Origin of the sequence: Methanococcus maripaludis (genome assembly GCF_002945325.1) — an archaeon.
Taxonomy (GTDB): Archaea; AGJL01; Methanococci; order Methanococcales; family Methanococcaceae; genus Methanococcus; species Methanococcus maripaludis.
In genome coordinates, this window is record NZ_CP026606.1 from 804,923 (window position 1) to 829,825 (window position 24,903).

General features: G+C 29.3%; 27 protein-coding genes, 1 tRNA gene and 1 pseudogene. 6 read left to right on the forward strand and 23 right to left on the reverse strand.

What is annotated here, in order from left to right:
• Nucleotides 1-64: 64 nt before the first annotated feature.
• Nucleotides 65-1,090, reverse strand: coding sequence for a hypothetical protein (locus tag MMJJ_RS04310; RefSeq protein ID WP_104837836.1), 1,026 nt, complete (start codon nt 1,088-1,090; stop codon nt 65-67).
• Between the two features lie 330 nt (nt 1,091-1,420).
• Between MMJJ_RS04310 and MMJJ_RS04315 the strand changes: the two genes are divergently transcribed.
• The gene (locus tag MMJJ_RS04315; RefSeq protein WP_104837837.1) at nt 1,421-2,125 is read left to right on the forward strand and encodes an alpha/beta hydrolase; all 705 of its coding nucleotides are present in this window, start codon (nt 1,421-1,423) and stop codon (nt 2,123-2,125) included.
• A gap of 49 nt (nt 2,126-2,174) precedes the next feature.
• On the opposite strand, the pseudogene MMJJ_RS09445 reads toward MMJJ_RS04315, so the two are convergent.
• The 7 genes and pseudogenes from MMJJ_RS09445 to MMJJ_RS04350 all read right to left on the reverse strand — a co-directional run.
• A pseudogene (locus MMJJ_RS09445) lies at nt 2,175-2,483 on the reverse strand (hypothetical protein); the annotation flags it as partial.
• A 554-nt stretch (nt 2,484-3,037) separates the two neighbouring features.
• Entirely contained in the window at nt 3,038-4,006 is a 969-nt protein-coding gene (locus MMJJ_RS04325) for a tyrosine-type recombinase/integrase (protein ID WP_104837838.1), read from the reverse strand.
• Between the two features lie 3 nt (nt 4,007-4,009).
• The gene (locus MMJJ_RS04330; protein ID WP_183547414.1) at nt 4,010-4,264 is read right to left on the reverse strand and encodes a DUF2540 domain-containing protein; all 255 of its coding nucleotides are present in this window, start codon (nt 4,262-4,264) and stop codon (nt 4,010-4,012) included.
• A gap of 1 nt (nt 4,265) precedes the next feature.
• Complete coding sequence (locus MMJJ_RS04335; RefSeq protein WP_104837839.1) at nt 4,266-6,290, reverse strand: ATP-binding protein; 2,025 nt, start codon at nt 6,288-6,290, stop codon at nt 4,266-4,268.
• Between the two features lie 12 nt (nt 6,291-6,302).
• On the reverse strand, nt 6,303-6,518 hold the full coding sequence (locus tag MMJJ_RS04340) for a hypothetical protein (RefSeq protein ID WP_104837840.1): 216 nt from the start codon (nt 6,516-6,518) through the stop codon (nt 6,303-6,305).
• 1 nt (nt 6,519) lies between these two features.
• Complete coding sequence (locus MMJJ_RS04345; RefSeq protein WP_104837841.1) at nt 6,520-6,744, reverse strand: DUF2080 family transposase-associated protein; 225 nt, start codon at nt 6,742-6,744, stop codon at nt 6,520-6,522.
• Nucleotides 6,644-7,240 (reverse strand): hypothetical protein, encoded by a 597-nt coding sequence (locus MMJJ_RS04350; protein WP_244901568.1) that lies wholly within the window; start codon nt 7,238-7,240, stop codon nt 6,644-6,646. Before MMJJ_RS04350 ends, MMJJ_RS04345 begins: the two co-directional genes overlap by 101 nt.
• Before the next feature lie 404 nt (nt 7,241-7,644).
• Here MMJJ_RS04350 and MMJJ_RS04360 point away from each other — a divergent pair, with 404 nt between their 5' ends.
• Together MMJJ_RS04360 and MMJJ_RS04365 are read left to right on the forward strand one after the other, a co-directional pair.
• Nucleotides 7,645-7,947 (forward strand): winged helix-turn-helix transcriptional regulator, encoded by a 303-nt coding sequence (locus MMJJ_RS04360; RefSeq protein WP_012192937.1) that lies wholly within the window; start codon nt 7,645-7,647, stop codon nt 7,945-7,947.
• 690 nt (nt 7,948-8,637) lie between these two features.
• Nucleotides 8,638-8,916 (forward strand): helix-turn-helix transcriptional regulator, encoded by a 279-nt coding sequence (locus MMJJ_RS04365; RefSeq protein ID WP_211286628.1) that lies wholly within the window; start codon nt 8,638-8,640, stop codon nt 8,914-8,916.
• 447 nt (nt 8,917-9,363) lie between these two features.
• On the opposite strand, the gene MMJJ_RS04370 is transcribed toward MMJJ_RS04365, so the two are convergent.
• From MMJJ_RS04370 to MMJJ_RS04380, 3 genes are all read right to left on the reverse strand, one after another.
• A complete protein-coding gene (locus MMJJ_RS04370) occupies nt 9,364-11,025 on the reverse strand; it encodes an SIR2 family protein (protein ID WP_104837843.1) in 1,662 nt (553 codons plus the stop codon).
• A 6-nt stretch (nt 11,026-11,031) separates the two neighbouring features.
• A complete protein-coding gene (locus MMJJ_RS04375) occupies nt 11,032-11,232 on the reverse strand; it encodes a hypothetical protein (RefSeq protein ID WP_104837844.1) in 201 nt (66 codons plus the stop codon).
• 551 nt (nt 11,233-11,783) lie between these two features.
• Nucleotides 11,784-13,502 carry a DUF2254 family protein gene (locus tag MMJJ_RS04380; RefSeq protein WP_104837845.1) on the reverse strand — a complete coding sequence of 573 codons (1,719 nt, stop codon included), beginning with the start codon at nt 13,500-13,502 and terminating at the stop codon, nt 11,784-11,786.
• 122 nt (nt 13,503-13,624) lie between these two features.
• Here MMJJ_RS04380 and MMJJ_RS04385 point away from each other — a divergent pair, with 122 nt between their 5' ends.
• Entirely contained in the window at nt 13,625-14,569 is a 945-nt protein-coding gene (locus MMJJ_RS04385) for an AbiJ-NTD4 domain-containing protein (RefSeq protein WP_104837846.1), read from the forward strand.
• A 3-nt stretch (nt 14,570-14,572) separates the two neighbouring features.
• Here the strand turns inward: MMJJ_RS04385 and MMJJ_RS09450 are convergent, their stop codons facing one another.
• From MMJJ_RS09450 to MMJJ_RS04410, 5 genes are all read right to left on the reverse strand, one after another.
• The gene (locus tag MMJJ_RS09450; protein WP_244901569.1) at nt 14,573-15,004 is read right to left on the reverse strand and encodes a rhomboid family intramembrane serine protease; all 432 of its coding nucleotides are present in this window, start codon (nt 15,002-15,004) and stop codon (nt 14,573-14,575) included.
• Nucleotides 15,005-15,252: 248 nt separating this feature from the next.
• Complete coding sequence (locus MMJJ_RS04395) at nt 15,253-16,398, reverse strand: hypothetical protein (RefSeq protein WP_104837848.1); 1,146 nt, start codon at nt 16,396-16,398, stop codon at nt 15,253-15,255.
• Between the two features lie 117 nt (nt 16,399-16,515).
• Nucleotides 16,516-18,339 (reverse strand): AAA family ATPase, encoded by a 1,824-nt coding sequence (locus tag MMJJ_RS04400; RefSeq protein WP_158658971.1) that lies wholly within the window; start codon nt 18,337-18,339, stop codon nt 16,516-16,518.
• Between the two features lie 105 nt (nt 18,340-18,444).
• Nucleotides 18,445-18,813, reverse strand: a complete 369-nt coding sequence (locus MMJJ_RS04405) for a hypothetical protein (protein ID WP_104837850.1) — start codon at nt 18,811-18,813, stop codon at nt 18,445-18,447.
• 83 nt (nt 18,814-18,896) lie between these two features.
• A complete protein-coding gene (locus tag MMJJ_RS04410) occupies nt 18,897-19,307 on the reverse strand; it encodes a hypothetical protein (RefSeq protein WP_011868882.1) in 411 nt (136 codons plus the stop codon).
• Nucleotides 19,308-19,433: 126 nt separating this feature from the next.
• Here MMJJ_RS04410 and MMJJ_RS04415 point away from each other — a divergent pair, with 126 nt between their 5' ends.
• A complete protein-coding gene (locus MMJJ_RS04415; RefSeq protein WP_011868883.1) occupies nt 19,434-19,628 on the forward strand; it encodes a hypothetical protein in 195 nt (64 codons plus the stop codon).
• Between the two features lie 35 nt (nt 19,629-19,663).
• Here the strand turns inward: MMJJ_RS04415 and MMJJ_RS09500 are convergent, their stop codons facing one another.
• The 4 genes from MMJJ_RS09500 to MMJJ_RS04430 form a co-directional block, all read right to left on the reverse strand.
• Nucleotides 19,664-19,798: a hypothetical protein gene (locus MMJJ_RS09500; RefSeq protein ID WP_276329395.1), complete on the reverse strand. Its 135-nt coding sequence runs from the start codon at nt 19,796-19,798 to the stop codon at nt 19,664-19,666.
• Nucleotides 19,799-20,197: 399 nt separating this feature from the next.
• Nucleotides 20,198-20,485 carry a type II toxin-antitoxin system mRNA interferase toxin, RelE/StbE family gene (locus tag MMJJ_RS04420; RefSeq protein ID WP_104837851.1) on the reverse strand — a complete coding sequence of 96 codons (288 nt, stop codon included), beginning with the start codon at nt 20,483-20,485 and terminating at the stop codon, nt 20,198-20,200.
• Nucleotides 20,475-20,705: a hypothetical protein gene (locus MMJJ_RS04425; RefSeq protein ID WP_012193240.1), complete on the reverse strand. Its 231-nt coding sequence runs from the start codon at nt 20,703-20,705 to the stop codon at nt 20,475-20,477. The genes MMJJ_RS04420 and MMJJ_RS04425 overlap by 11 nt, the downstream gene beginning before the upstream one ends.
• A gap of 111 nt (nt 20,706-20,816) precedes the next feature.
• A complete protein-coding gene (locus tag MMJJ_RS04430) occupies nt 20,817-21,533 on the reverse strand; it encodes a purine NTPase (protein WP_244901570.1) in 717 nt (238 codons plus the stop codon).
• 595 nt (nt 21,534-22,128) lie between these two features.
• Here MMJJ_RS04430 and MMJJ_RS04435 point away from each other — a divergent pair.
• Entirely contained in the window at nt 22,129-23,055 is a 927-nt protein-coding gene (locus tag MMJJ_RS04435; protein ID WP_104837853.1) for an aminoglycoside phosphotransferase family protein, read from the forward strand.
• A 5-nt stretch (nt 23,056-23,060) separates the two neighbouring features.
• On the opposite strand, the gene MMJJ_RS04440 is transcribed toward MMJJ_RS04435, so the two are convergent.
• From MMJJ_RS04440 to dph2, 3 genes are all read right to left on the reverse strand, one after another.
• Entirely contained in the window at nt 23,061-23,438 is a 378-nt protein-coding gene (locus MMJJ_RS04440) for a hypothetical protein (RefSeq protein WP_012193241.1), read from the reverse strand.
• 334 nt (nt 23,439-23,772) lie between these two features.
• Nucleotides 23,773-23,857: transfer RNA gene (locus MMJJ_RS04445), tRNA-Leu, on the reverse strand.
• A gap of 84 nt (nt 23,858-23,941) precedes the next feature.
• Nucleotides 23,942-24,871 carry a diphthamide biosynthesis enzyme Dph2 gene (gene dph2, locus MMJJ_RS04450; protein WP_104837854.1) on the reverse strand — a complete coding sequence of 310 codons (930 nt, stop codon included), beginning with the start codon at nt 24,869-24,871 and terminating at the stop codon, nt 23,942-23,944.
• Between the last annotated feature and the right edge of the window lie 32 nt (nt 24,872-24,903).

The following is a 24,903-nucleotide window of genomic DNA, read 5'->3' on the forward strand; positions in this document are numbered from 1 at the left end:
TTTTAAATTGAATTTGAAAAGTGTAACTTCTATTGTTTATTGTTTGAAAAATTAAAAAAAGAATTTAATCGCATTCTGGATATATAACATACGTAGCCCAGTTATTTTCAGGGAACGTTTCCCCTCCAAAACAGGTGTCGTTAGCCCATGCACTTTCACAGATGCAATTATATATTGGAACGCACTCGTAGTTCGCTTTTACTGCATCAATGTCATAGTCGTGCGTTGAAAACGTATCATTTATTCTTATTTTTTCGATACATACGCCACTAGGAAGGTCATATATGCGGTTTATAAACATATTCGTCACACCTGCGGTGCTACCCAAATTATTCGTAGCATTTCCTACCGGGTAGTAATTTCCGTTAAAATATGCTTCAATACCAATAGATTCAACCCAGTTTGGGTTCTGATTATATGTTACTTCATAAATTTCTAAATCAGGTGTGGAATTGTCCCCATCACCACAGATACTGCCGTCAAAACACAATTCTATTGATCCACCATGTCCAAGACTGGTAAATGTCTTTGTGCCTTGATCTGAACTATCATTTTCTCCAAGACATAGTAATGGATTGTATCTCCATGATTCAGTCGAATCAGGTGAACCGTTAATATAATTGCTGTAATTTATTGCCCAAGGATAATCAAGTGGCTCGTAGCCATAATCTATTATTTCATCACCTTGCTTACAAACTACGGCATGCGCTGCAATAGTTATGTTTGAACTACCTAATTCACTAATGTTAAGCGAACCAGAATACTCCGTTAAATAGGGATCAAACTCTTCATTGATTTCAAACTGTCCAACTTTCGGATTTCCAGTTTTTGTAAGATATCCTTCTGTATACCAGACATTACTGGTATCTGCCTCAGGAACTTCATTTAATGCAGCTAAATGTACTTCACAAAGTTCCCATGGTGAATTTATATCGTAATTAAAATACAATGTATCTCCAACCACGTTCAAGGTTAGAGTCCCTACTTTTTCATTCTGTCCTGCAATAATATCGTAATCTATCGCCACAGCTCCAGGGATTACTGAAAAGATCATTGAAAATAAAATAAATCCAACTAAAAACTTTTTCATGAAGACCCCCTCCAAAGTTTTTCGGAATTTTTAAAAATAGTTTTTACTAATTAATGGTAAATTAACCCCAATTTAATTATATATCCAGTAATATATAACTATATCTAAGTTAAAAGTGTTTTAATCGGGATTATTAAAAAATAACCCCATATAATAAATAAATTGTAAAAATAAAGCATAACAATTTATTTTTTTGTTGGAAGTTAATATTATATTAGATAATACTAAAACGTTAAAGATCAGTATTTCTGTAAAAATACATATTAAAATAATAATATTTTGAAATTATAAACCGGCCCTATTGACATTAATACGCGTATCGTGGTAAAAATGATTAAGAATAACGTTACAATCAATGGAATTCCTGCTATTTTGTGGGGAGAAGAACAAAACCGTGTTTTTATTGCAGTTCACGGAAATATGTCCAGTAAAGACGACACTGTAATTCAAATGCTGTCAGAAATTGCTGTTAAAAAGGGATATCAAGTTTTGAGTTTTGATTTACCTGAACACGGGAATCGAAAAAACGATAAAACTCCCTGTAAGGTGGACATTTGTGTAACTGATCTCGAAAAAATAATGAAATATGCAAAAAACCGCTGGAATAAGATAAGTTTGTTTGCCTGCAGTATGGGTGCATATTTTAGTCTTTTGGCATATCCTGATGAAAATTTAGAAAAAAGTTTATTTTTATCGCCCGTTGTTGACATGGAGCGGATTATTCAAAATATGATGAACTGGTTTGATGTAACCTCTGAACGATTAGAAAAAGAAAAAGAGATAGAAACCCCAAGTGGTCAGAAACTATATTGGGATTACTTTTGCTATGTAAAAGAACATCCCATCAAATCTTGGAATTTTAAAACATCTATTCTTTACGGATCTAAAGACGAGTTATGTGAATATGATACGTTGGATAATTTCGCCAAACGATTTAAATGTAATTTAGAAATCGTAGAATCTGGAGAACACTATTTCCATACAAAAAAACAGTTAACTTCATTTGAAAACTGGTTGAAAAAAGAAATTGAATGATTAAATTCAATATTAAAATTTTATTTAAAAAATAAAAAATGTATTGTTGGGAGTTTAATGCCTCTTCAAGTACTCGATAATCTTTCCATTCATTATGAGTTCTTTTAAAGCGTTTCAGGTTTTCAAAGAATTCATATTTCAACTCTTCAGATAAGTTTAACTGTTTTGATATTTTTCCAGCTTGAGTTTTTAATAATTGCATTTTGGAACATTTTGCATTATTGAATACTGATTCAGTTTGCAGGTAGCCACAACATTTGTTTTCAGTATCAACAAAAACTGGCCTGACCTTTCCAGTCAAATATTCTTTTTCATAATGGACTACAGCCTTCAAACATTTTGGACATATTCGAATCATCTAAAACCCCTCACGTAGTTATTGATAGTAATATACTACATGAAAGGTTTTTTATTTGAAATATAAATAATTTGTCCGTTAAATCGCGTATAAGTCTGTAAAAATCGTTTTTAAATTCTTAAAAATAGACTTGATATATCGGACTCGGAGATTTTGAAAATCGATATATCGGACTAGTGAAAAACCATCAAAATCGGTGCCATTGGTAAAAATCCGATATAGTTTGAGGAACTTTTTCGGGTCCTTTGGATGTAAAATACTGCAAAAAAGCTAAATCTTGTTAAAAACCCACGGTCTTGAAAGAAACCAAAAAAGAGTGCGTTATTTCAAAAAGTGGAGGGAAAGGGATTTGAACCCTCGAACCGCTACCGGATCGGATCTTAAGGACTAACTTATAATTTAGGCTTATTTTTAAATTTTAAAGATAATTAAAAGTTTTATTTTAAAATAAAGCTCAAATATTTGTTATTTTGTAAAATCTTTTAATCTTATTATCTGGGATAAAAACATAATTTCTAAAATAGAACAATAACCTAAAAATAGCTTCAAAAAATTTAAAGAAGCTTTTTCAGGTCTTTTAGCATCTTGTCTTTTCGTTCTCTTGAGTGTGAATAAAACAATGTTGTTTCAAGTGACGCGTGACCGAGATATTCTTTTACAATATCAATTGGAACTCCTTTGTCTAAGAAATCAACTGCTCGGCCGTGTCTTAAACTGTGCGTCACCAACCGCCTATTTCTTGCAATGATGCCTTTTTCTTTTAATTTTTTTACATGTTCCCTGAAAACTTTACTTATCCAGTTTTTTCGAATAATTTTCCCTTCGATCGTTTGGAAAATATAATTTTCTGGTTTTGAATTCGGATTGTACTGTTTATACTGGTTTAAGACATCCAAGGTATCTTTTGAACAAGTAACTGTCCTTTCCACTTTTCCTTTTGTATTTTTAAGTTTGAAAATTCCTTCTTTAAAGTCACAATCTTCGTATTTTAAATTTATAACTTCTGAAAGCCTACATCCTGTATCCCAGAGTAATCTTATGACTAAAGCGTCTCTTATCTGAGTTTTACTTTTTCCGTCAACGATACTTTGAATTACTTCGTTTAATTCAGCTTCAGATATAGCGTCATAATGTTTTACTTCGGATCTTGAGAATCGTTTTCTTTCAATTGATTCATCTGAAAAATCTAAAAAGTTTGAAAGCCTCATTGTTCTATAAAATACTTTTAAAAGGTTAAAATACCGATTTTGTGTGCTTTTGGATAATTTTCGCTCAGTATTTAGATAATTAAAGAACTGTATAAAATCTGAGTTTCTCATATTGTCAGGTTCCTTTTCCAAGCGCTTTTCTACAAAGTCTAAAAATATTTTTAATCTTACAACATCCGTAGTCATTGTATTTTTCATTATGCCATCAAATTCTCGCTCTTCTTTGAATTTAACAAGCCATTTGTTCATTTTTTCGGATTCTTCAGGGTTTTCTCGATTTGGTTTAAATACCAACTTATTTTTCAGATCTTGCATTGTCTACGCCCTTTGGTTTTCTCTCTCGATTAGTATTACATAATTTACAAGGTGATTTGTGATTTTTCCAGTCTTTTCGATAATTTTCTGCTCTTCTTGTGAAAGTTTCAAAGTCCTACTGCACTTTTTTGGCATTTTCGAAACTTTTCCAAGTTTTTCGACATCTACATAGTCAATGTTTTGGATCTGGTGAAAGTAGTATCTCACCGCCAAAACATCTAATGGTTCAATAAGGCTTAGATGGAGTTTTTCATTCATGTTAAACACCCTTCATTCGATAGGTTCCAGCGCTTATTTCTTCGATATCTCCAAATCCAATCAATTTATCAATTAGTTTTACAGCTTTACCGTCTGAAATATCGTATTCGAGCGCTCTTTTGATAATTGAAATTTTTTTAGCTAGATTGTGCTCACTATTTTCACATTGGAGCCGTATAATATCATAAACAACATTTAATTCGTTTCTTTCAACCTTTGAATTTCCAAAGAGTCGATCAATGTCAAAAGACTTAGTTTTTTGGTCGTATGCAACTTCTTTTAAGGACTCAGTCATCAGATAAATTGCAAATTTAGCGTCTTCCTCTTCAACTAGATCTTTTAATTTAAGTTTAGCATGAGCTTCTGAGAGCCTCACAAGTGCTTCGAGCTGTCTTGCGGTGATTTGAACAGAAGATTTTCTTAAATCAAGATAAAAGTCGTGAATTACCTGTTTAGACTCTTTTGTAAATTTAGGGGTTTTTTGCCTTGCATATGCAATGTATTTGCAGAAAAAATCAAAATCTATTTTTATTTCGTCAATTATTTCGTAAAATAAACCGATTTCTTTGTTTTTTGAGTCATCCATGTATGCAATATGCGTATCTAAAATATGGTTTGCAATTTCGCTGTCTCTTTTTCTATTCGGAGTGTCTTTTATTGGGAATATCAGATCAAATCTGCTTAATAGTGGAGCTGGAATATTGATCTGTTCAATTACAGGGATATTTTTGTCATATCTTCCATATTTTGGATTACAAGCGGCTAAAATTGAACATCCTGCTGGAAGTTTTGTATTAAGTCCGCCTTTACTGACATGTATTGTCTGAGACTCCATTGCTTCTAGAATATATGATAAAACACTTCTTTCAACGGTTAATTCATCAAGACATGCAGTACCGCCGTTTGCTTTTACTAATACTCCTGGTTTTATGACCCAAGTACTGTCTCCAATTTCAGTTTTTTCCTGGACCACACCAGCTGTCAACCCAACTCCTGAAGCAGTTGAAATCGAGCTGTAAACACAACCTGGAACTCCAGCAATGAATCTTAAAATATCACTTTTTCCAGTTCCAGGATCCGTTATTAATAAAATATGGCTGTCTGCTCGTTTTTTTCCTTTTTTAACACCTCTGACCTGCTGTAAGAGAATAGATTGCTTTATTATCTCGTTTCCTTTGATTTGTGGTGCAATTCTTCCCGAAAGAATGTTTAAAACGTCTTTGTTTTTTGCGAGACTTTCAAACTGTTTAATTTCATTTTCAGTGAATGATACATCCAGTTTTTCGGTTACTGGTTCGCAATTGTATCCTCCGATTAAAATGTCATGAAGCGGGATTTTCTTATTTTTCTGGTTTTTTATTGGAATTCCCGTGACTTTGATCCGTCCGCAGTAGATTCCGGGCGTGTATTCGAGTAATACACTTATGAATTTTGGAGGATCTTCGGGATCATCCATTAAATCCAACGGCTGCTGAATTTTTAGTTCCTGGTAATCTACATATTTTGATTCTTCATCCAGCAGCAACATATTTTGAGAACACTTTGGACACTGGGGCCCCATGTGCATTTCAAAAGGCCTTTCAATTGTCACTTTTTTCTTCTGGCCGCATGATGCACAGACATAAACTGCTTCTTTTAGGGCCAACTTGATTTTAGTTGCCATTACAACTATTCCTTCAACTTCAACGAGTTTTCCATAATTTTCCCCCTTAATGTCCTCGATAGTCATTGGTTTTCCGTTAGAATTTCTATTCAATGATTCTGGAAGATTTTTTACAGTAACGGTGCAGTCTGCATCAGCCATTTTGTATGAAAAATAAGCATCCGCATAAGCTTCATTTAAGAGTTCCAGTGCTGAATAGGGGTTTTCTTCCAGATAATCTAAAAATTCAAAGAAACCATAATCATGAACGTTTTTTAAATCAACTACCACTCTTTTGGTTTCAGATATTATATCATCGAGGTGAACTTCCTTAAAATACGGAACTAACCTTGACATTAACTTTGATTTTATTTTGTCATCCAAATTAAAACCCCCTCACTGTTTAACATCTTTTTGAGGTTCTGGACCTTCTGTTTCGACTTTTTTAATGATTCGATCCATCAGTGCTTTTACATCGTCGCATGCACTGATAATTCCCGGTCTAAATGCATCTTTGAAATCATCCTGGCTAGTTTCCCATAAATCAGTGTCTACAAAAACGAGTAAAAGTTTAAAAGTATTTCTTATTTCTTCAGTTTCTAATTTTATCATATTATTCAACCTCTTTTAACAATTGTTTAGTTAATTCTTCGTCTTCTTCAATTATGGTTATTAAAACGGTCTTGCCGATGTATTCTTTAGGTAGTTTTGGTTCAATATTTGCAGAATTGCCGTGTTCAGCTACTTTTGCAATAAATGTCGGAAGTGCTGATCTCGGCTTCCTCCAGGTTTTCTTCTTGACTTCTATTCTGACCACCTTTTGGATTAATTTCTTCATTTTCAAGCTTTTTTAAAGCCTTATTCAACAATTCAATAAGCTGGAAGATTTTTTCCGTGATTTTAGGTCTTAATGATATTTTAACACGTTCAGGAGTATTTTCCCAGTCATCTGTAAACAATAGTTCTAAAATCCGGTTAAAGTTCTTCAGGTGTCCTTTTCTGCAATTTTCCGAGCTTTCTGGAACGATCGTTCTTTCCAAAAGCCTCGTTTGAAGTTCTTCAATTATCCGGTCCTTTTCTTCGAGTTCGAGATTTTTGGTTTTAATTAAAGTTTCAATTTCTCGATCTTTTTGCTTTAATTGAAATTTTAGAAGTTCATTTTCTGCAAAAAGTGTTAAATTTTCGAATACTTTCCGAATCTGGCCCCGGAAGAAATCCGCGTAGTTTTTGTATTCTTCCGAGTGTTCTATGATTTTAAGTAGACATTTTTCGTCGGATTTTTCCATTTTCATGGTAAATACTTTATATGGCCCCAGTTCTCGATTTCTCGCCATAATACCGCTCCATGCGTATTACCCCTCTTTTTTAAATTTTAACTGATCTTTGAGTTGTAATGCTACTCTTGGAGGGTCTTCTTCAGTTTTTTCTTTTAAAATGTAAACAATGACCTTATGATCCACAAGATCTGAAAACGGATTGGGGTGTATTCTTCCACCGCCACCTTGTTTCTTGACTACTGCTTCGTACTTGATCAGAACGTCTTCATCATTCGGATGTTGAATAATTTCACCTCACCAGTTGTACACATATCCACAATATTGTGGACAATAATAACTTAACTTAATTATTATAAATAATTTACGCAAATTTGCGGATATAACTAAAATAGTTGTCATTACAAAATATAGTTAAATATACAAAATTGACCATATTAGCAAAATAATGGTCAGAGGATACTATGTTATTAAAACTGATTGCAAAAACACACGCTTCTGAAATAATAAAATCTCTTGAAAAAAACGATGAATTACACTTTGGGGGCATTTGTAAATACGTTGAAGGCCATAAAAACAGCATTAACCGAATTTTGCAGGAACTCTACGATGAAGGAATAGTTGAAAAACGGGAAGAAAATTATTCTCCTAAAATATCAAAATCGTATTATAAACTAACAGATTTCGGAAAAGAAGTATCGAAAATCATCGACCAGCTCGAAGTTTTGGAGCATAGATATTACGAAGCTAAAAATAAACCTCTTTAAAAAAATATTATTAACATTTATTTTGTAAGTACTTACGAAATCATTTTTAGTTTAAAAAAAGTTCAAGGTTTCTTTTTTCTTAACCTGTTTTCATTTATATATTAAACCTAAAATGTAATCAAAAGTCATTATCAAAAACAGTCTTTTTTCTTTTTATTTATTTTATTTCGTATATACAGAATTATCTAATAATCTGATTTTGTATATACGAAATCGTTTAAGTAATTCTTGCAAAAATAGGATTTGGTATTATTTTTTAGCATGTTTTGTATGAATAATTTATTTTGTATATACAAAATAATTGAAAAATTAATAAAAAAATAATCATTTGAATCAGAATGAGTTGTAATATTATTCTAAAAAATAAACTCTTTTAAAAAATAATACTCAATTTTATTTTAGGTAGGCACCTCAAATCCAAATAGATAAAAAATTATACTTAATCTTTTTTTCATGATTTAAAATTGAATATAAATAAAATCTATATTTGTAGATTAATGTAATGTTTTTAGATTGCCAAAACCAATAATTAATTGGGCCATTAAATAATTTGAGGTACCACTAATTCCAAGGATTTTAATTAAGGGTACCTTTTATTTATTTTTAAAAATCCAGTAAGTTATTAATCAGTATGATTTCATAATTAATTTATATGAAAATGCTTAATTGGGCGATAATGTGATTTTAAAAATGATTAATAAAAAGCACGTTAAAGAAATATTATATCTATTAAATAGTGTTGAGGAACTTTATTTTGCGGAAATATGTAATAATATCCCTGAAGCACACAAAGGAAGTATTAATCGGACGTTGCAGGAATTATATGATTTTAAAATGGTTTCAAAAAGGGAAGAAGGAACTGCTAAACTTTCAAAAACATTTTATTCGATTACAGATCTTGGAAAGGAATCATTAAAGTTTTACGAACTTGAAAAAGAAGTGGAAACCAAGTACAATATAACAGAATAATACTTTATTAAAAATAAACCTCTTTAAAGAAATAATACTAATAACTATTTTGTAGAGCTATACAAAATCATTTTTAGTTTAAAAAAAGTTCAAGGTTTCTTTTTTCTTAACCTGTTTTCATTTATATATTAAACTTAAAATGTAATCAAAAGTCATTATCAAAAACAGCCTTTTTTCTTTTTATTTATTTTATTTCGCATATACAGAATTATCTAATAATCTGATTTTGTATATACAAAATCGTTTAAGTAATTCTTGCAAAAATAGGATTTAGTATTATTTTTTAGCATGTTTTGTATGAATAATTTATTTTGTATATACAGAATAATTGAAAAAAGGATTTTGTATATACTGAATTTTAAAAAAGTTTAGTTTATTCTGTGGAGTAATTCAAAACTGGATCTGTTGAAAAACGTATTTTTTGAATTGTTGTAGGGAAAAACGAGCTTATTTTAATAATTTATTTTTTAAAATATCTCTTTTAAAAAACATTAAATTTCTAAAAAGGAGCTGTTTTGCATATGGATCTTTTTCATCACAATTAATATCTGCAGGGAAATATAAATCTGATTTTAAAAGCAATGCGTTAATATACGCTTCCAAAATCAATGTTCGAGGATCTTTTAATTCCACTAAAGAATTTTTAGCATCCATTAAATATTTCAAACCCATATGTTCTAGTCCTAATTTGGAGTAACATTCATAAACATGGCGAAGGGTCTGAATATATGCGTATAACTCACCAGAATTTCGATAATAGGATTCTAACTTAAAATTTATGGTCAAAGCATGGCAATAATAACCAATACGGAAAAAGTACTCTGAATAATTTGGTAAAATACAGTATTCTGAATTATTGTTCATATTTTTTGCAACAACCAATGCTTTATCCAATATTGGTTTAGCTTCAATATATCTCTTAGTTTCCAAATAGGATGTTGAAATGGTAATGTAAAACGGCAGTTGAAATGCGTATATATGTTTTAAAACTTCTTTGTCAGTATTTTGACTTTTTAACTCATTGATTAGTAGTTTAATATGATCTAAGGCACCTAAGCAGATTTTTTCTACTTGGGTATGCTTTCCAATTTTTAGATTTTTTTGTGCATAAAATTCCAAGGCACAAAGACGTTCTATAATATTTTCAGAAAAAAGTGCTTTTAAACTGTAATTCTCACTTAAATCCCATTCACCAACATTTCTCAAAAATTGAGAAATAACATAGTTTTTAAGCCTACTTTCAACATTTTTTGACCATATTTTTATTTTGATTTTCCACTCATTATTTTTGAAACTTAAATCGGTATATCCTCCGATATTCTCGGAATATAATTCCCAAATTGTTTTTACAAATTCATTGGTATCCATAAAAACTTCATGAAAATCATAACTCTTTAAAAATTCTTTTTTAGAAACGTCTGATTTAGAATGGTTTACAACGGCTATTTTCTTTTCTAGATTACTACATTTTTTAAAAATTGGGTTTATGTCATAAAAATCAGAAAAACTGTAACCCATAAAAATCAAACTATCATCATTGTATAACATGTCTTCCAAGACTTTTGCACGTATTTCTAAATTATTCTGGTTTGCAACGTTTTTTATCGTGTGTTTTAATGAATCTACGTTAGAAATGCAGCCGTGAATTTTGTAAATTTTCAAAATATTTTCGTCATTTAAAGAATTTTCCAGATCTTTTTCAGTTCTATATACTTTATAATCCCTATTTTCGACCATTCCTTCATCGATCATGGCTTTTTCTATTAGTTCATCAAAATTTGTAGTATATATGGATCCTAGAAAACCCTGTTTTGCTAATTTTGCCATTAAAACATGATTTGAATTTGGAATTCCACAGTCATAAACTTTCAAAAGCTCAGCCGATTCATTATTTAAAAATTCCATGTAAACTTCAAACGCTATGTCTTTTTTTAGTATTCTTTCAGCATCTTCTTGATTAACCATTTTTAATAGTATCTCTTTGATAAACTCGTTAACTGAAGGAAGGCCTGAATCATAAGAGATGCCCGAACCTACGAAAAAAGAAAGTTGGCCTTTTGACATACTTCTAAAATCAAATTTTTCTAAAATTTCGTTTAAGTTTTCCATAATATCTTACAAAATATCCAAAATACGATTTATTCCATTAAAAAGCATATCAATTGCACCATCAGGATCATTCGATGCTACTTTTATAAATTTTAAGGTAAATAATGATAAAAAAATCAGAGCAAACCCCATTAATATTCCCAAAATCGGGTGTAATTCTCCTTTTTTAGACCTAATCAAATTTTTAACTAAATTTAAAAGAATCAACCTATTCGCCCCCTAAATTTCGATATAATTATATGGTTGAATTTAAAATATATTAACTAATCGATTTTGAATTTGAAAAGAAAGGGCGATAAACCTTTTATGAATTAGAATCAGCTTTTGAAGAGTTAAAAGCAGATCAGAAAATAGTATACCAAATCGTTAAAGAATAATACTTTTTTAAAAATAAACCTCTTTAAAGAATATTACTCAAGATTATTTTATGGACGGTACATGAAACTCCCATTAATTAAAAAAATCCATTAAGTTTATTTTTTAATCATATTTTTATTTAAATACTAAACCAGCGGTTTTTTGAAAAAAGTAATCTTATCCACTTAACTATTTAGAATATTTGGGGCCATATTAGATAATTTCGTGTACCATCTAATTTTAAAAAATCTTATTTTATGTGCCATGAAATAATTTAAAGAAATGGGTAAAAAATAGGACTTAGTATTATTTTTTAGTATGTTTTGTATGAATAATTTATTTTGTATATACAGAATAATTGAACTGGGGATTTTGTATATACAGAATTTTTGAAATAGAACTTATTTAAGTTGAAAAGAATACATTTGATCGGTTATGATAATAACATCTGGTTCATCTTCCTTTTTTTTGTTCACGCGCATCTCATAAGTCTTTTTTTGGAATTCATCATATAATTTTAAGAATTTATCGTATTGTTCTGAAGTTAATTGTGTTTTTTTATGGGTTCCTGCAATATTCAAAAATTTGTTTTTTCTGATTTGATCTAACTCAAAATTTACTCCGTTATGCGGATTTGTTACGTCATTATCCCCTAATTTGTATAATTCAAGCAAATAATTTAAATTCTCTGAAAAATTGTCTTTTTCCGAAAATAAATACTCCATTAAGAAATAAATTACACTGTTTTCAACTACCAAATGATCATTAAAATCGAAACCATCACTACCATAGAGTTCTTTAATTTTTTTAAATAACAAATAAGACGAAAAATTAAAAAAATCGTCAGTGTCGTGTATTTTATTTATAAATAAATCGTAGTTGCATTGGCTAAGTACAAACAATACGTTAAGAAAATAATCCTTTCCGAGATCTGAATCAATAATCCCCTTTAATATCTCCTCTATTTCAACAGATAATGCTGATCCAAAAGTTGTTTCTAAAAATTTTGGAGATTTTAATGCATTTACTGCAATTAATATCATTTCTCGGTAAATGAATAGTAACCTACGTCTTTGAAATTCCTCAAAAATTTGTTTTTTGGATAAATATACTATAGTCCTATACTTATCAAGAAATTGTCTAACATCGATTCCGTCATTGATACTCCAGTTTATATCTCTTTTTTTGACAATATCACTAATTAAGTGCATATTTTTAATTATATCACGAGTATAGTCTTCATTATGGTTGATATTTGGATTTTTTAAAAGGCCATAATAAAAAGTAGCAAAATAACAAGGTAACTTTACATAAGTTTGTAAATCATTTGTTTTTGAGTATTCAACATATAATTTACTTTCAAAATCTTCAAATTTTTTATGAGTTTCTTCAAGTAAATATTTAAAAACCTCCTTATCTCGACTATCTGCAGTTTTTCTGAATAAAAGATCTAAATATTGTAGGGGATATTTTGAAAAATGGTTTTCATTTTTTCCAAAAAATCCCAATTTAATCTTTGAAAGATATTCTTTGGTATCTTCAAATTTAATTTCATCCAATACATTTTTTACAGTATTTTCGGGTTTCATAAACTTTATAATTTCATCGATATAAAAAAATAAAGCAATAAAGTTAGAAACGAGCACCATTAATCCAAAGAATACTATAAAAGAACTTAATAAATTAGTTGAAGGTAGAAATGCCCCGATAATTGAACTAAACCCTAAAGATAAAATTATTAAAAATAAATAAGCTTTAAAAAAACTTTTATTCATAAATAGGTCTAAAATACGGGTTGAATAATTATTCGAAGTTGAATTTATTGTTGCAACTGAAAACGCGACAATAAATGCACCCAATATTGATATTCCCGAACTTGCTGTTTTAAAAAGATTTTCAATATTATTGCTTGAAATATCTGCAGATACAGGCAGATAAAAATAAATTAAAAATGAAATTAAGGAAGATAAACCTAAAATTTTTTTCAGTTTTGGGCATTGTTCTTTAATATATTTGATATATGGCTTTATTTTGGGATCAATATTCTCTTTATTGCGCCAATATTTAACAATAAGAAACATTGCGATTAAAAAGAGCGAATATACTTTAAACATATCCATATAATTCACGAAAGAATTTATCAAACTTAAAAACCCCATTCACATTTAAAATATAATTACATTAAAATAGCCCCAACTTAAATATTAAATTTATGATTTTGATTAAATAGTGGGGTGGGAATTTGCCTAGCTTTTCACAACGAAACGGCTACAAAGAGCTGAATGAAGACTTATTTTATGAATGTATGCCTGAAAGTCTTAAAACCAGAATTTGGAATTTTATTCATGAAAATTTTTTAAAATACCAGACTTCGGATTTTTTAAAAGTAGTATGTGATGAATTTCTAAAATACGATCTTACTGATGAATGGTATATGGATAATCCGATTACAAATGTCATTAAACCAAAATACCGAAGTTTAAAATGGTTTGAAGTTTATGACCTTGTTGAATTCTGTTTTGATAATATAAAATATCTCGAAAAAGATAAAAAATTAACATATCACATCCATGAATCCTCAATATGGACACAAAATGAAAAATGGGCTTATTATCTAAATAAAGGATTTGTTCAAAAACAAGACTCCAGGGGACTTGCTTATTTAGAATATCCGTTTGAAAAATATCTCAAAGAAAGATTAAAACGATATTCAGTTCTTTTTAATACATTAATGGAAAAAGAAAGAGCTTCCTATCGACTTATCGAAAATAACATAGTTCCGATAACAAATACGGAAGAAATAAACGAAATTAAAACTGCTTTAAACCCTCCTGAAAAATATAAATTTGTCGGAGACCACCTAAAAAAGGCTTTAGAACTTTATTCGAACAAAGAAAAGCCAGATTATGAAAATTCAATAAAAGAATCCATTAGTGCTCTTGAATCCCTAGCTAAAATTAGATTAAATAATGAAAAAGGAACTTTGGGTAGGTTACTTCCACAATTGGGATTGCATGAAGACTTCGAACTTGGAATTAAAAAACTTTACAGCTGGACTTCTGATGATAAAGGTGGAATTAGACATGGTAAAAAAGGAGATACTGGAAGTTATGAAGCTGAAGCCCGATATATGCTTGTTACGTGTTCAACACTGTCAAATTATTTAATTTCGAAGCTTGAAAAATAAATTTTAAACTATTATTTCTTTTTTATAATAATTATGATAACAAAAAAATGCAGAAACCGCAATTCCGGAAAAGTGAACCATTCCTCCTCCACAATTTGATACTGAAAAATCGATCAGAAAAGTTAGAACTGAAAAAAACAATGCAAACATAAAGCTTGACCAAAATCCATTACTTTTTGAAAACTTAGTCTTATTAAATACAAAATTACCCATAAAATAATAAGAAATATACATAAATCCATAAACAACTCCTGAAATACCTATTCCGGAATAATTTATCGGTTTTTCATTAATAATCCAGTATGCAGTGAATGAGATTAATGGAATCAGCCATATGGACATTAATAAAAATAAATATGTTTTAAGATTTAGTTTATATTCTACAATATATCCAAAAATAATCAAATACAGCATGTTATATTTTAAATGATCCATATCACGGTGTAAAAAGATTGATGTTATGATTTGCCAGGGTTTTTGAAATAATTCTGAAGGAAAAAAGGCATAATTTCTGTAAAACTCGGAATTTTTAATCCACAGGTCTGCACTGTTGTAGTACTGAAGTTCGGGATTTATTTTGATAAAAAATACTGCCATGCAAATAAAAAATAATAACATGGTAAAATAAGGGATTTTTAAAAAAAATTTATATTTTTCAAATATGTGCATGGAAAGAACCCCCATTAAATAAATTGAAGATCTTCAAATTCTTCTTTTATTTTTTCAGCATATTGCTCTATTTCAGTAAATTCCAATGATAAACTTCCCAATATTGCTTTTTCTTCGTCATAATACCTACCTGCATGTATAATTGTCATAAAATATTCTTCAGAATAATCTTCTCCATTAATGTCTTCGTATTTTATGGTTAATTTATACCACGGGTCATTTATTGGATAACTTATGGCCGATTCTGTGATAATTACTCCCTCATATATCCTTAAAATTTCGTCAGGTAGTGGAATTATTAGATATTTTTTATCATAGGGTGGCAAAACCTCATAATTACGCCTAATTTTGGTTTGAACTGATGAACTACTTAAATATCCATTAATATCCGATTCTACCCGTAAATAACCAGAATTATTATCTCCTGGGGTATATTCTACGTTTAAATCATTTTTAACTTTAATGCGGTCTGTAGCAGTGTTATAATTTACATCAAATATTAATTTAATATTTTTTGAAAATCCCGTCCCCAGATTATAAATTTCGAAATAAGGAATCCGTATATTTCCGCAGATTAAATTATCAGAACTCAGACTAAGTTTATTTTCTCGTTTTTTCCACGTTAACTCATATTTCTTATCAGTATTGCCCGGCACACACCTTATTTCAAAATAATTATTTAATGGGGCTAATTTTGGGCGTTGTTGTAATTTTCTCTGTCGTTCCATTTCTTTTCTCTGATTAATTGTTTCATAAACCAGATACGCAGTTAGTGTAACCACCCCAATTCCAGAAAACCAGTCAGCAATACTCCCCCAGTACCCCAAATTTAAAAATTGAGATCCGAAAACGGCCCAAATGAACAATAATGCTCCGGAAGACATTATTAATTGTCCAGCTTCCTTTTGGAAATTTTTTAAGTATTCATTTTGAAACATAAAATAAATAACAATCCCAAGCATTAACCAAAGTAAATAAAATACCTTTGTGAAGCCATCCAATCCATTCATCCAGGGCATTGATTCAAAGTATGCAAACAATACACATATAATAAAAATTAAGAAAAATACGATTAAAACGTAAATTCCGAAAATATCTATTTTTTTGAGTTTTTCGTATAATGACTTAAGTTTAAATTTTAAATTAGATTTTTTGTCCAATAATATCCCGTCCCCTTTAAAATATAATTACATTAAAATAGACTCAACATAAATATTAAAGTTATTATTCAAAAAATTTAAAAAAGATAGTAAATACTGATAAATTAAAAATTAACTTTATATGTCTAATTTATTGTGTAATTCCTGAATAAAGTTATTATAAACTTCGTATTTTTCCAATATTTTCTTTTTGTCATTAATTTCTTTTAGATCTTCAATAACTAGTTCATTTATTTTTTTCTTGTATTCATTAAAATCGTCTGTTGAACCGGATTTCTTCTCTGTTTTAAACCGTTTTGCATATTCTAAAACTGGCATATCTACAGGTGTTTTAAACCCATCACCCCATATCTCGGATCCGGCATTATCTAAAATATCGGTTGGAAATAAATCTTCAGTAGTTGCAACATTCTTTTTTAATTTAACTAAATCCAAAATTTCAAAAATATTGTCCATAAATTCGGGATTTTGTTCCTTAACATCTTCAATAACCCGTCTTCCGGCAGTATCTGAATCTAACACTACAAAACCTGGAACTATATCTGTATTAAAAAATTTAACCCATTTTAATACTTCAGGAGTCCCTCCTGCATCAGTACATCTAACCTCGTTAATAATTTTTTGGTCAAATACCTGTTTTACAAAGGTTTCATAGAGTTTTCTGTCATTGGGGCCCTCAAATACAAGGATATTATTGCCCAATATATTTTTTAAAGAAGTTCCTAAGGCTCGGTATATTACTTCTTCTTTTATTGGGAAATTCACGTCGATTTCTTCAATAATTGTATTTCCATTTTTTTTAGATACAATAAGGTGATTTTTTAAATCTTTTTTAACCATAAATATGGAATGGGTTGATAAAAATACCACGTTATTTTTGGAAATATTCAAAAGTTCGTCTCTTAAGTATTCGACGCCACTAGGGTGCAAATGTACTTCCGGTTCATCAATTATTATTACGTTATTTTTCAATGATTCAATTTTATTTTGTACTGAAAGATTCAGTAAAATCGACATAAACTGCTTAAAACCATCACTTCTTTCAGTCATTTCCATTTTTCTATATGGTGTGTCTTCATCATATGTCAAAACAGTACAGGTCGTACTTTCCAATCTAACTTTTATTTTGATTTTATGTTCAGGCCATAATTGTTGTATGTGTGCCGTAGCTACATCTGATAATTTGGATTCATAATTATCCCGAGCACTTTCCTTATTCATTATTTGATCCAATATGGAATTCATATTTTTTTCGTAGCCTGCTAAATAAAAGATATTTTTCAAAGGTACAGATATATTCGGGTTTTGTTTAAAATTAACCAAATTTATTGGTTGGCCTATCAAATATTTTTCAGAAGATTCCCAAAATATAAATTTAGGTATTGCTTTTTTTAAATCTTCTAAAACGGCATTTTGAACCAGTTGACTTATTTTTTCTTTTGATATGGATATATAATTTGGAGAATTTTCTGCGGGAACATCATTTTTGTTTATTATGTGATTATTACTAGTTGGATTAATCCTATAATCCGATAAATCAGGATACGTAGTCAATAAATTATATGTTACAGCCGTTTCAGAATTATCCGGCTTTTTTACCAATATTACATTTACCCCAGATATTGAAATAGCACTTGCTAAATTTTTTGGAATAATAGAACTAATTTTAGTTAAAATATTGATACGATCATCGGAATTAAGCCAAAACTTATAGGTAAACATTATATTTTCATTGTTTTCCTGTGCTTCCATGTTACAATCTTTTACATAATTCAAAGTCTTTGGTTTATCAAAAACTGAAATCGATTTAAGAATATTACTTTTTCCTGAACCATTTACTCCAAAAAACATTGTATATTTATTATCCGATGTAGGAATTCTAATTATTTGATCTTTTATGCTTCTAAAATTCTTAATATGTATTTCTTTCAATTCTAACAATGTTTCGCCCCCAATTAAAATCTTAAAATATAATTACATTAAAATAGACCCAACATAAATATTAAATTTATGATTTTGAATTAAACCAAATTAAAAAAAGAATAGTTAAAACATTTTATTTTTAATAACATAGTAAAAATCAAGCTCATTTACATAATAAACATGATTTCCTCTTTTAATTTCAAATAAAACTAAACTTTCAGGAATTTTACGAGCTTCTAAAATCTGAAGAATTTTATAACTATCATCAGCTAAATCAAAACTTCCAGGAACTATTTCCTGAGCTGATACTTTCAAACACTTTTTAATTAAAATCCCGTCAAAACCGGATGATACGTCAAAGCTTAAATTGGAGTGAATTTTTCCAGATTCAAAAACCCCTAAATCTTCAAAATGTGAAACCGAGTCTATCGCAGAAATTAACTGACTTCTCAAAATATCGTTTAAACTTATGTGTCTCTCTTGATCCAACATGAACCTCACCAGATAAATATTTTATACGATAAGTATCTGGTAAAATAATATATAAAAATTGCGGATAAATGGAAAAAAAGAATTTATTGGTCTTTTGGAAAGAGCTTGACTGTTACATATTGGACCGTTTTTTCTTCATCTGGAATTTCAAACTCGCTTATCGAAAATATTGCTGGAACCCCTGAAGCGACCCGAAAGTCTTCGTGCAGTCCCCCTTCGTCAAATAATCCTAATTTATCAACGACTGCTTTTCCTGCGTGAAAGTATTTTCCAGGAGCTTCTTTTAATGTTAAAACCGCGTAGTAGTTTGGTTTTCCGTGCTTGTCTTTATAATATCTCGATTCAAGGATTTCATAATCAATAATATGAACCTTTTTTTCAATATATTCTCCCCATTCTGACTTTTCCCTATCAATCATGATTTCAGGAATCCCTAATGCTGTGTAGTAGAATTTTTCAAGGTTTTCTTTGGCTTTTGACTCGCGTTCATTCATCATCTCACAAATAAATTAAGTTGTTTATTTTAGTCTTTAAGTATTTAGTACATACTAAGATATTTATAGCATACGGTAACAAATAAATTAATAGTACGACAAATAACATTAACGGGCGATCAAAACATGGTTAAAAAAAATCTTCAAAATTACGGTAAATCAAAATCCGTTGTATTTGGAATCTCTGAAAGAGATCATCTCGAATTAATTGGAAATAATCCTGAAGAAATCGAGTTAAAATATGATAAAATTGACGGTGTTCCATGTATTGTGATTTATAACGCTGAAACTTACAGAAAAATGATTGAAAATAAGAAATAATTCTTTTTTAAACTGTTTGATTTAATTTACACTTTTTATCTAAACTGTCTTTTAGAATTTCTTTCGTGTTCTAAATTGATTAATTTTGATTTATCTACGTTTTTAGAATCTGATCTAACGTTAAAAAACCATTTAAACCATTTTAGTATAAAATTATCTTTTAAATCCAAGAAAATCCCCCTCGAAATTATTGAAAATTATGATATTACGTTGTAATTCATGATTTAAAAACCATAGTAAGTTGTTTAAAAAACACCTATTTTTTGGACTTTATTATGGACCATAAAAAAATTATATTTTTAAGCATATATTGGGACAAAAACTCAGTTTAAAAATCAAAGTACAATTATGATTATTTTTTGGTTTTTTGGACTGATTTTTAAAGGGTTTTTTATGAAACACACCTGTTTTTCTAACTTTTTTAAAATCTTGAAAAAATTGTAATTTTAATAGAATTTTCGGTTATAAAACCCGTTATAAAATCAAAGTAAGAATATTTTTAAATTTTATGGTTTTTCTAACTTCAAAAGGGACCTATTTTTTCAGGATCTTAAACCAGGAAATTAAACTTATTCAAAACTTTCCAAAATCAAATTTATTAGATATATCTTGTCATGATGATCGAAATCAATAATTATTATAGTATTTCCGTCTATTTTATAAGTTAAAACAAATGATTTATCGATATGGACTCTTCGAATTCCTTTCATATCGTTTCTAAGTGGTTTATAATGGTTAGGGTTTTCCATTATTTCTTTAATCTTTTTATTTATGATTTCAAGCTGTTTTTTATTTTTCTTCTGAAGTTTTTTAAATGCCTTATAAGCGTCTTCTGAAATCTCAATATTATAAGTCATTTAATCCAAACTCCTCTGAAAAGTTGTTTACTTTTATAAATTTACCTTTGCAGATTCTTTCAATCTTTTCGATATATTCCTGCCTTAGTTCGGGCTCTTCTTCAACTATTGAACGCATGAAAAACTCAACCTGTTTACTCATGCTCATTCCACGATCTTTACAGTGTTTTGAAAATTTTGAATATACTTCTTCATCAACATTGAATGATTTTACAGCCATGTTTTCACCTTATTTAATATTATATAATGTTAAATAAGATTATATAATTTTCCGCTAGTTGAGCGAAAAGGGCCTGATTAAAAAATATGCTACTCCCTGAAACAAATTTAGTTATTTCTCTTTTAATTCATAAAATACCTGTTTTCCATCCTTTTTCCTAATGATTGCACTACTTTTTTCCAGGCGTTTTAATGTATCATATAATGCTTTTGTACCGCCTTTAAAATTCTTTACAAGGTCTTTTGGTTGTGATCGGCCATTCTTTAAGATAGATAATACTTGTTCATTATCTGTTTCTCGTTTAATTGTTTTTTTATACCGTTCTGTATTAATATACTTTTCAATTCCGTTAAATTTACTTTCCATTAATTTAATTTTTTCAGAACTCTTTTTATCGTTTTCATTTATTTTGGCATTTATTTTTTCGGTCCAAGTTTTCATAACGTTCCAGTTATTATTTATTTTTTCTAAATCATTAATTCTGTTTTCTAATTCCTTAATTTTCAATTCCCTTTCTTCTTTGGTTTTATTTTCCTGTTCGATATATTTCAATATCTTTTCTAATGTTGCATCATGTTCCAGGATTTTTTCTGTATTGTTATTTGTATTTTCCAAGTATTCTGGGAGCCCTTCTTCTAGTTCTTTAAAGGTTTTAGAATGCCCTTTTACTTCTTTACTAATTCCATCAACTTTATTATTAAGTTTGCCTAACTCTAACGTTATTTTATCATTATCTAGTGTATTTTTCCCACTTTCATTATTATTTTCAATTGTTTTACGTATTTTATCTAAAATAATCCTCACCCTTAAATTAAATTTATTATTCACTATGTAAAAATAGTTATAATATAATTTTATCTTTAATTACATGGTATATTATCTATTAAACCAGATATAAAAGATTAATTTGAATTATAATGTAATTATTAAGAAAATAAGGGATATTGTTGACATTTGGTTAAATTCTCTGTTAGTTATCCATAATCAAATATGGCCTTGGACCCATATTGCCAAAAACCTAGGGTTTTGATACTGGTTAACAAATAAAATTGAAAAATGAAAATAATTTAAAAAAGATATATTTTGGTATAATCAATTAATAATTATTTTTTATACCGATAAATTCTTTTTTACTAAGAAAATGGAAAAATAAAAACATATACAAATTATTGCTCTTTTAAGGCTTTCAATGACAAATCTATAATATAATTGTAAAATAGTGAATTTAGGGTAAAAAAAATAGATTAAAAAACGGGTACCAGTCATAAATTAAATTGAAAAATTTTTCAAATTTTTTTGAAAGATCTTCTGGAATCAAGCCATAATTCAGGGATACATTTCTTAAATTTTTTATCCAATAGCCAACAATACTATCTTAATTTTAAATGTGATTTAATCGTCTAGCTTAAAATGGGGTTAATATATGTTTAAAGGGATTAATGGAAACGAATCATGGGATATCATTGAAGAAGTGAATAAGGGGTGGTCGGAAGATAAAAAATACCATATTATCACGAAGAATAAAGAAAATCTCCTGCTTAGAATATCAGATATTAAATTCTACGAAAGAAAACAGAAAGAATACGATATACTACTTGAACTTAGCAAATTAGACTTTGAAATGTCAAAACCAGTTGATTTTGGAATTTGTGAATCTGGGGTATACATGCTGCTTACTTGGGTTGAAGGCGAAGACTTAGAAACAGCCATTCTAAAAAAGAATACAATGGAACAGTACAACCTTGGAATAAAATCTGGAAAAATACTTAAAAAAATCCATTCGTTAAATATCTCTTCAAACCTGGATTCATGGGAAAAAAGATTTAATAAAAAGATAGGCATGAAAATTAAAGCATATTTAGAATGCCCATTAAAATATGAAAATGGGGAGGTATTTATTGAATATATAAATCGCAATAGGCATTTATTAAAGGATATTAGATCAACACTGCAACATGGAGATTACCATGTTGGAAATATGATTTTGACAAATAACGACGATATTGCAATTATTGACTTCAATCGTTATGATTTTGGAGATCCATATGAAGAATTTAACCGAATTATATGGGATGTAGAAGTAAGTAAGCCATTTGCAGTGGGTAAACTAGATGGTTACTTTAATGGAAATATTCCCGAAAAGTTTTTCCAGTTACTTGCCCTCTACATATCCGTCAATACAATCTCTTCACTGCCTTGGGCAATTCCATTTGGCGAAGAACAGATTAACATCATGACAGAACAGGCTGCAAAAGCGCTTATTGATTATGATTATTTCAATACTGCAATTCCAAAATGGTATACTGATTCAAAATGCATGATTATCAAAGAATTCCAGGATAAAAAGTAATATAATTATATTTTAACTTTCTTTTTAAGAATAGCTTGTTCGTTCTGAAGCGTTATGTTTAATGTCGATAGCCCACTGTTTAATGCCTCTTCAAGTACTCGATAATCTTTCCACTCATTATGAGTTCTTTTAAAGCGTTTCAGGTTTTCAAAGAATTCATATTTCAACTCTTCAGATAAGTTTAGCTGTTTTGATATTTTTCCAGCTTGAGTTTTCAAGATCTGCAACTTCGAACATTTTGCATTATTAAATACTGACTCAGTCTGCAGATATCCACAGCATTTGTTTTCAGTATCAACAAAAACTGGCCTTACCTTTCCAGTCAAATATTCTTTTTCATAATGGACCACAGCCTTCAAACACTTTGGACATATTCTAATCATTTAAAACCCCTCACGTAGTTATTGATAGTAATATACTACATGAAAGGTTTTTTATTTGAAATATAAATAATTTGTCGGTTAAATCGTGTATAAGTCTGTAAAAACCGTTTTTAAATTCTTAAAAATAGACTTGATATATCGGACTCAGGATTTTTGAAAATCGATATATCGGACTAGTGAAAAACCATCAAAATCGGTGCCATTGGTAAAAATCCGATATAGTTTGAGGAACTTTTTCGGGTCCTTTAGATGTAAAATACTGCAAAAAAGCTAAATCTTGTTAAAAACCCACGGTCTTGAAAGAAACCAAAAAAGAGTGCGTTATTTCAAAAAGTGGAGGGAAAGGGATTTGAACCCTCGAACCGCTACCGGATCGGATCTTAAGTCCGACGCCTTTGACCAGGCTTGGCAATCCCTCCAATGAAGCACATTACTTCGCATCTATACCTATACTGATCTAATATATATATTTTTCCTTTTTGAAAAATTTAAAATTAAAAAATTTAGTAGAAATTATTCTCTAAAATTTCGTCGAATTTGTACTCAAAATCGTTTGAAAGGTACATTCTGAGCTCTTCTGGAGTTATTAACGTGCTTTCGTAATTTTGGTAGTCGTCCATTACAATTCTCGGACATGCGCAGATAACGTATGCATCGACTTTGTAAAATAAATAGCTTTGAGATACGTTGTTTAAAATTATTGGAATATATTCAATGTTATTCTTCTTTAAAAGTTCAATTACGTTTTCAAACGACTTTAATCTGCACTGTCCTTTTTTAGTTGATAAAACCACACCAATTTTTTTAGGAGGATTTAATAATAACTTTGAAACTCGCCCGATTCTCAATTTTATCAGTTTTTTTATCTCTTGGTCACTTATTTCAGAAATTTCTCTAGTAATTGGGTTATAAATTCTAACAGTTTTTTTTAGTTTATAAGCCATCATAAGTGGGTGAAACCTTCCAGTTCCAACAAAAAGGACGTTTTCTGCATTTTCGACCGGAGCCCGGCATCCCAAAATTACGACAGGATTAAACTTTGAAAGTGCTTTTTTAAACTGAATTGTTGTCGTAACGGTTGAATTTTCCATTTTTTCAAGGATATTTTCAACGTCTTTCAAAAAATACTCGTTTTCTTTAAAATAAGCGTGAACGAATACCACAGGAATTTCTGAATGAACGTAAGAAAGTTCTTCGTGCCCGTAATGAATAATTAAATCTATTCCTAAAATTTTAACTTCTTCATCGCACAGATCACACGCTCCAAAACATGTTTCGCCCCATATCATGAGTTCTGAATCTATTTTGGTTTTTAAAAATTCTATTTCCTTTTCAACTGCCCTTTTAAGTCCTTCTGGTGCTTGGAATAATACTTTTCTCGCATTTTTTGTTTTTATCTCGTTTAAGACTTTATCTGTCTCTAAATCCCACATAATACCACTTCGAATATTTATTTAAATAATCA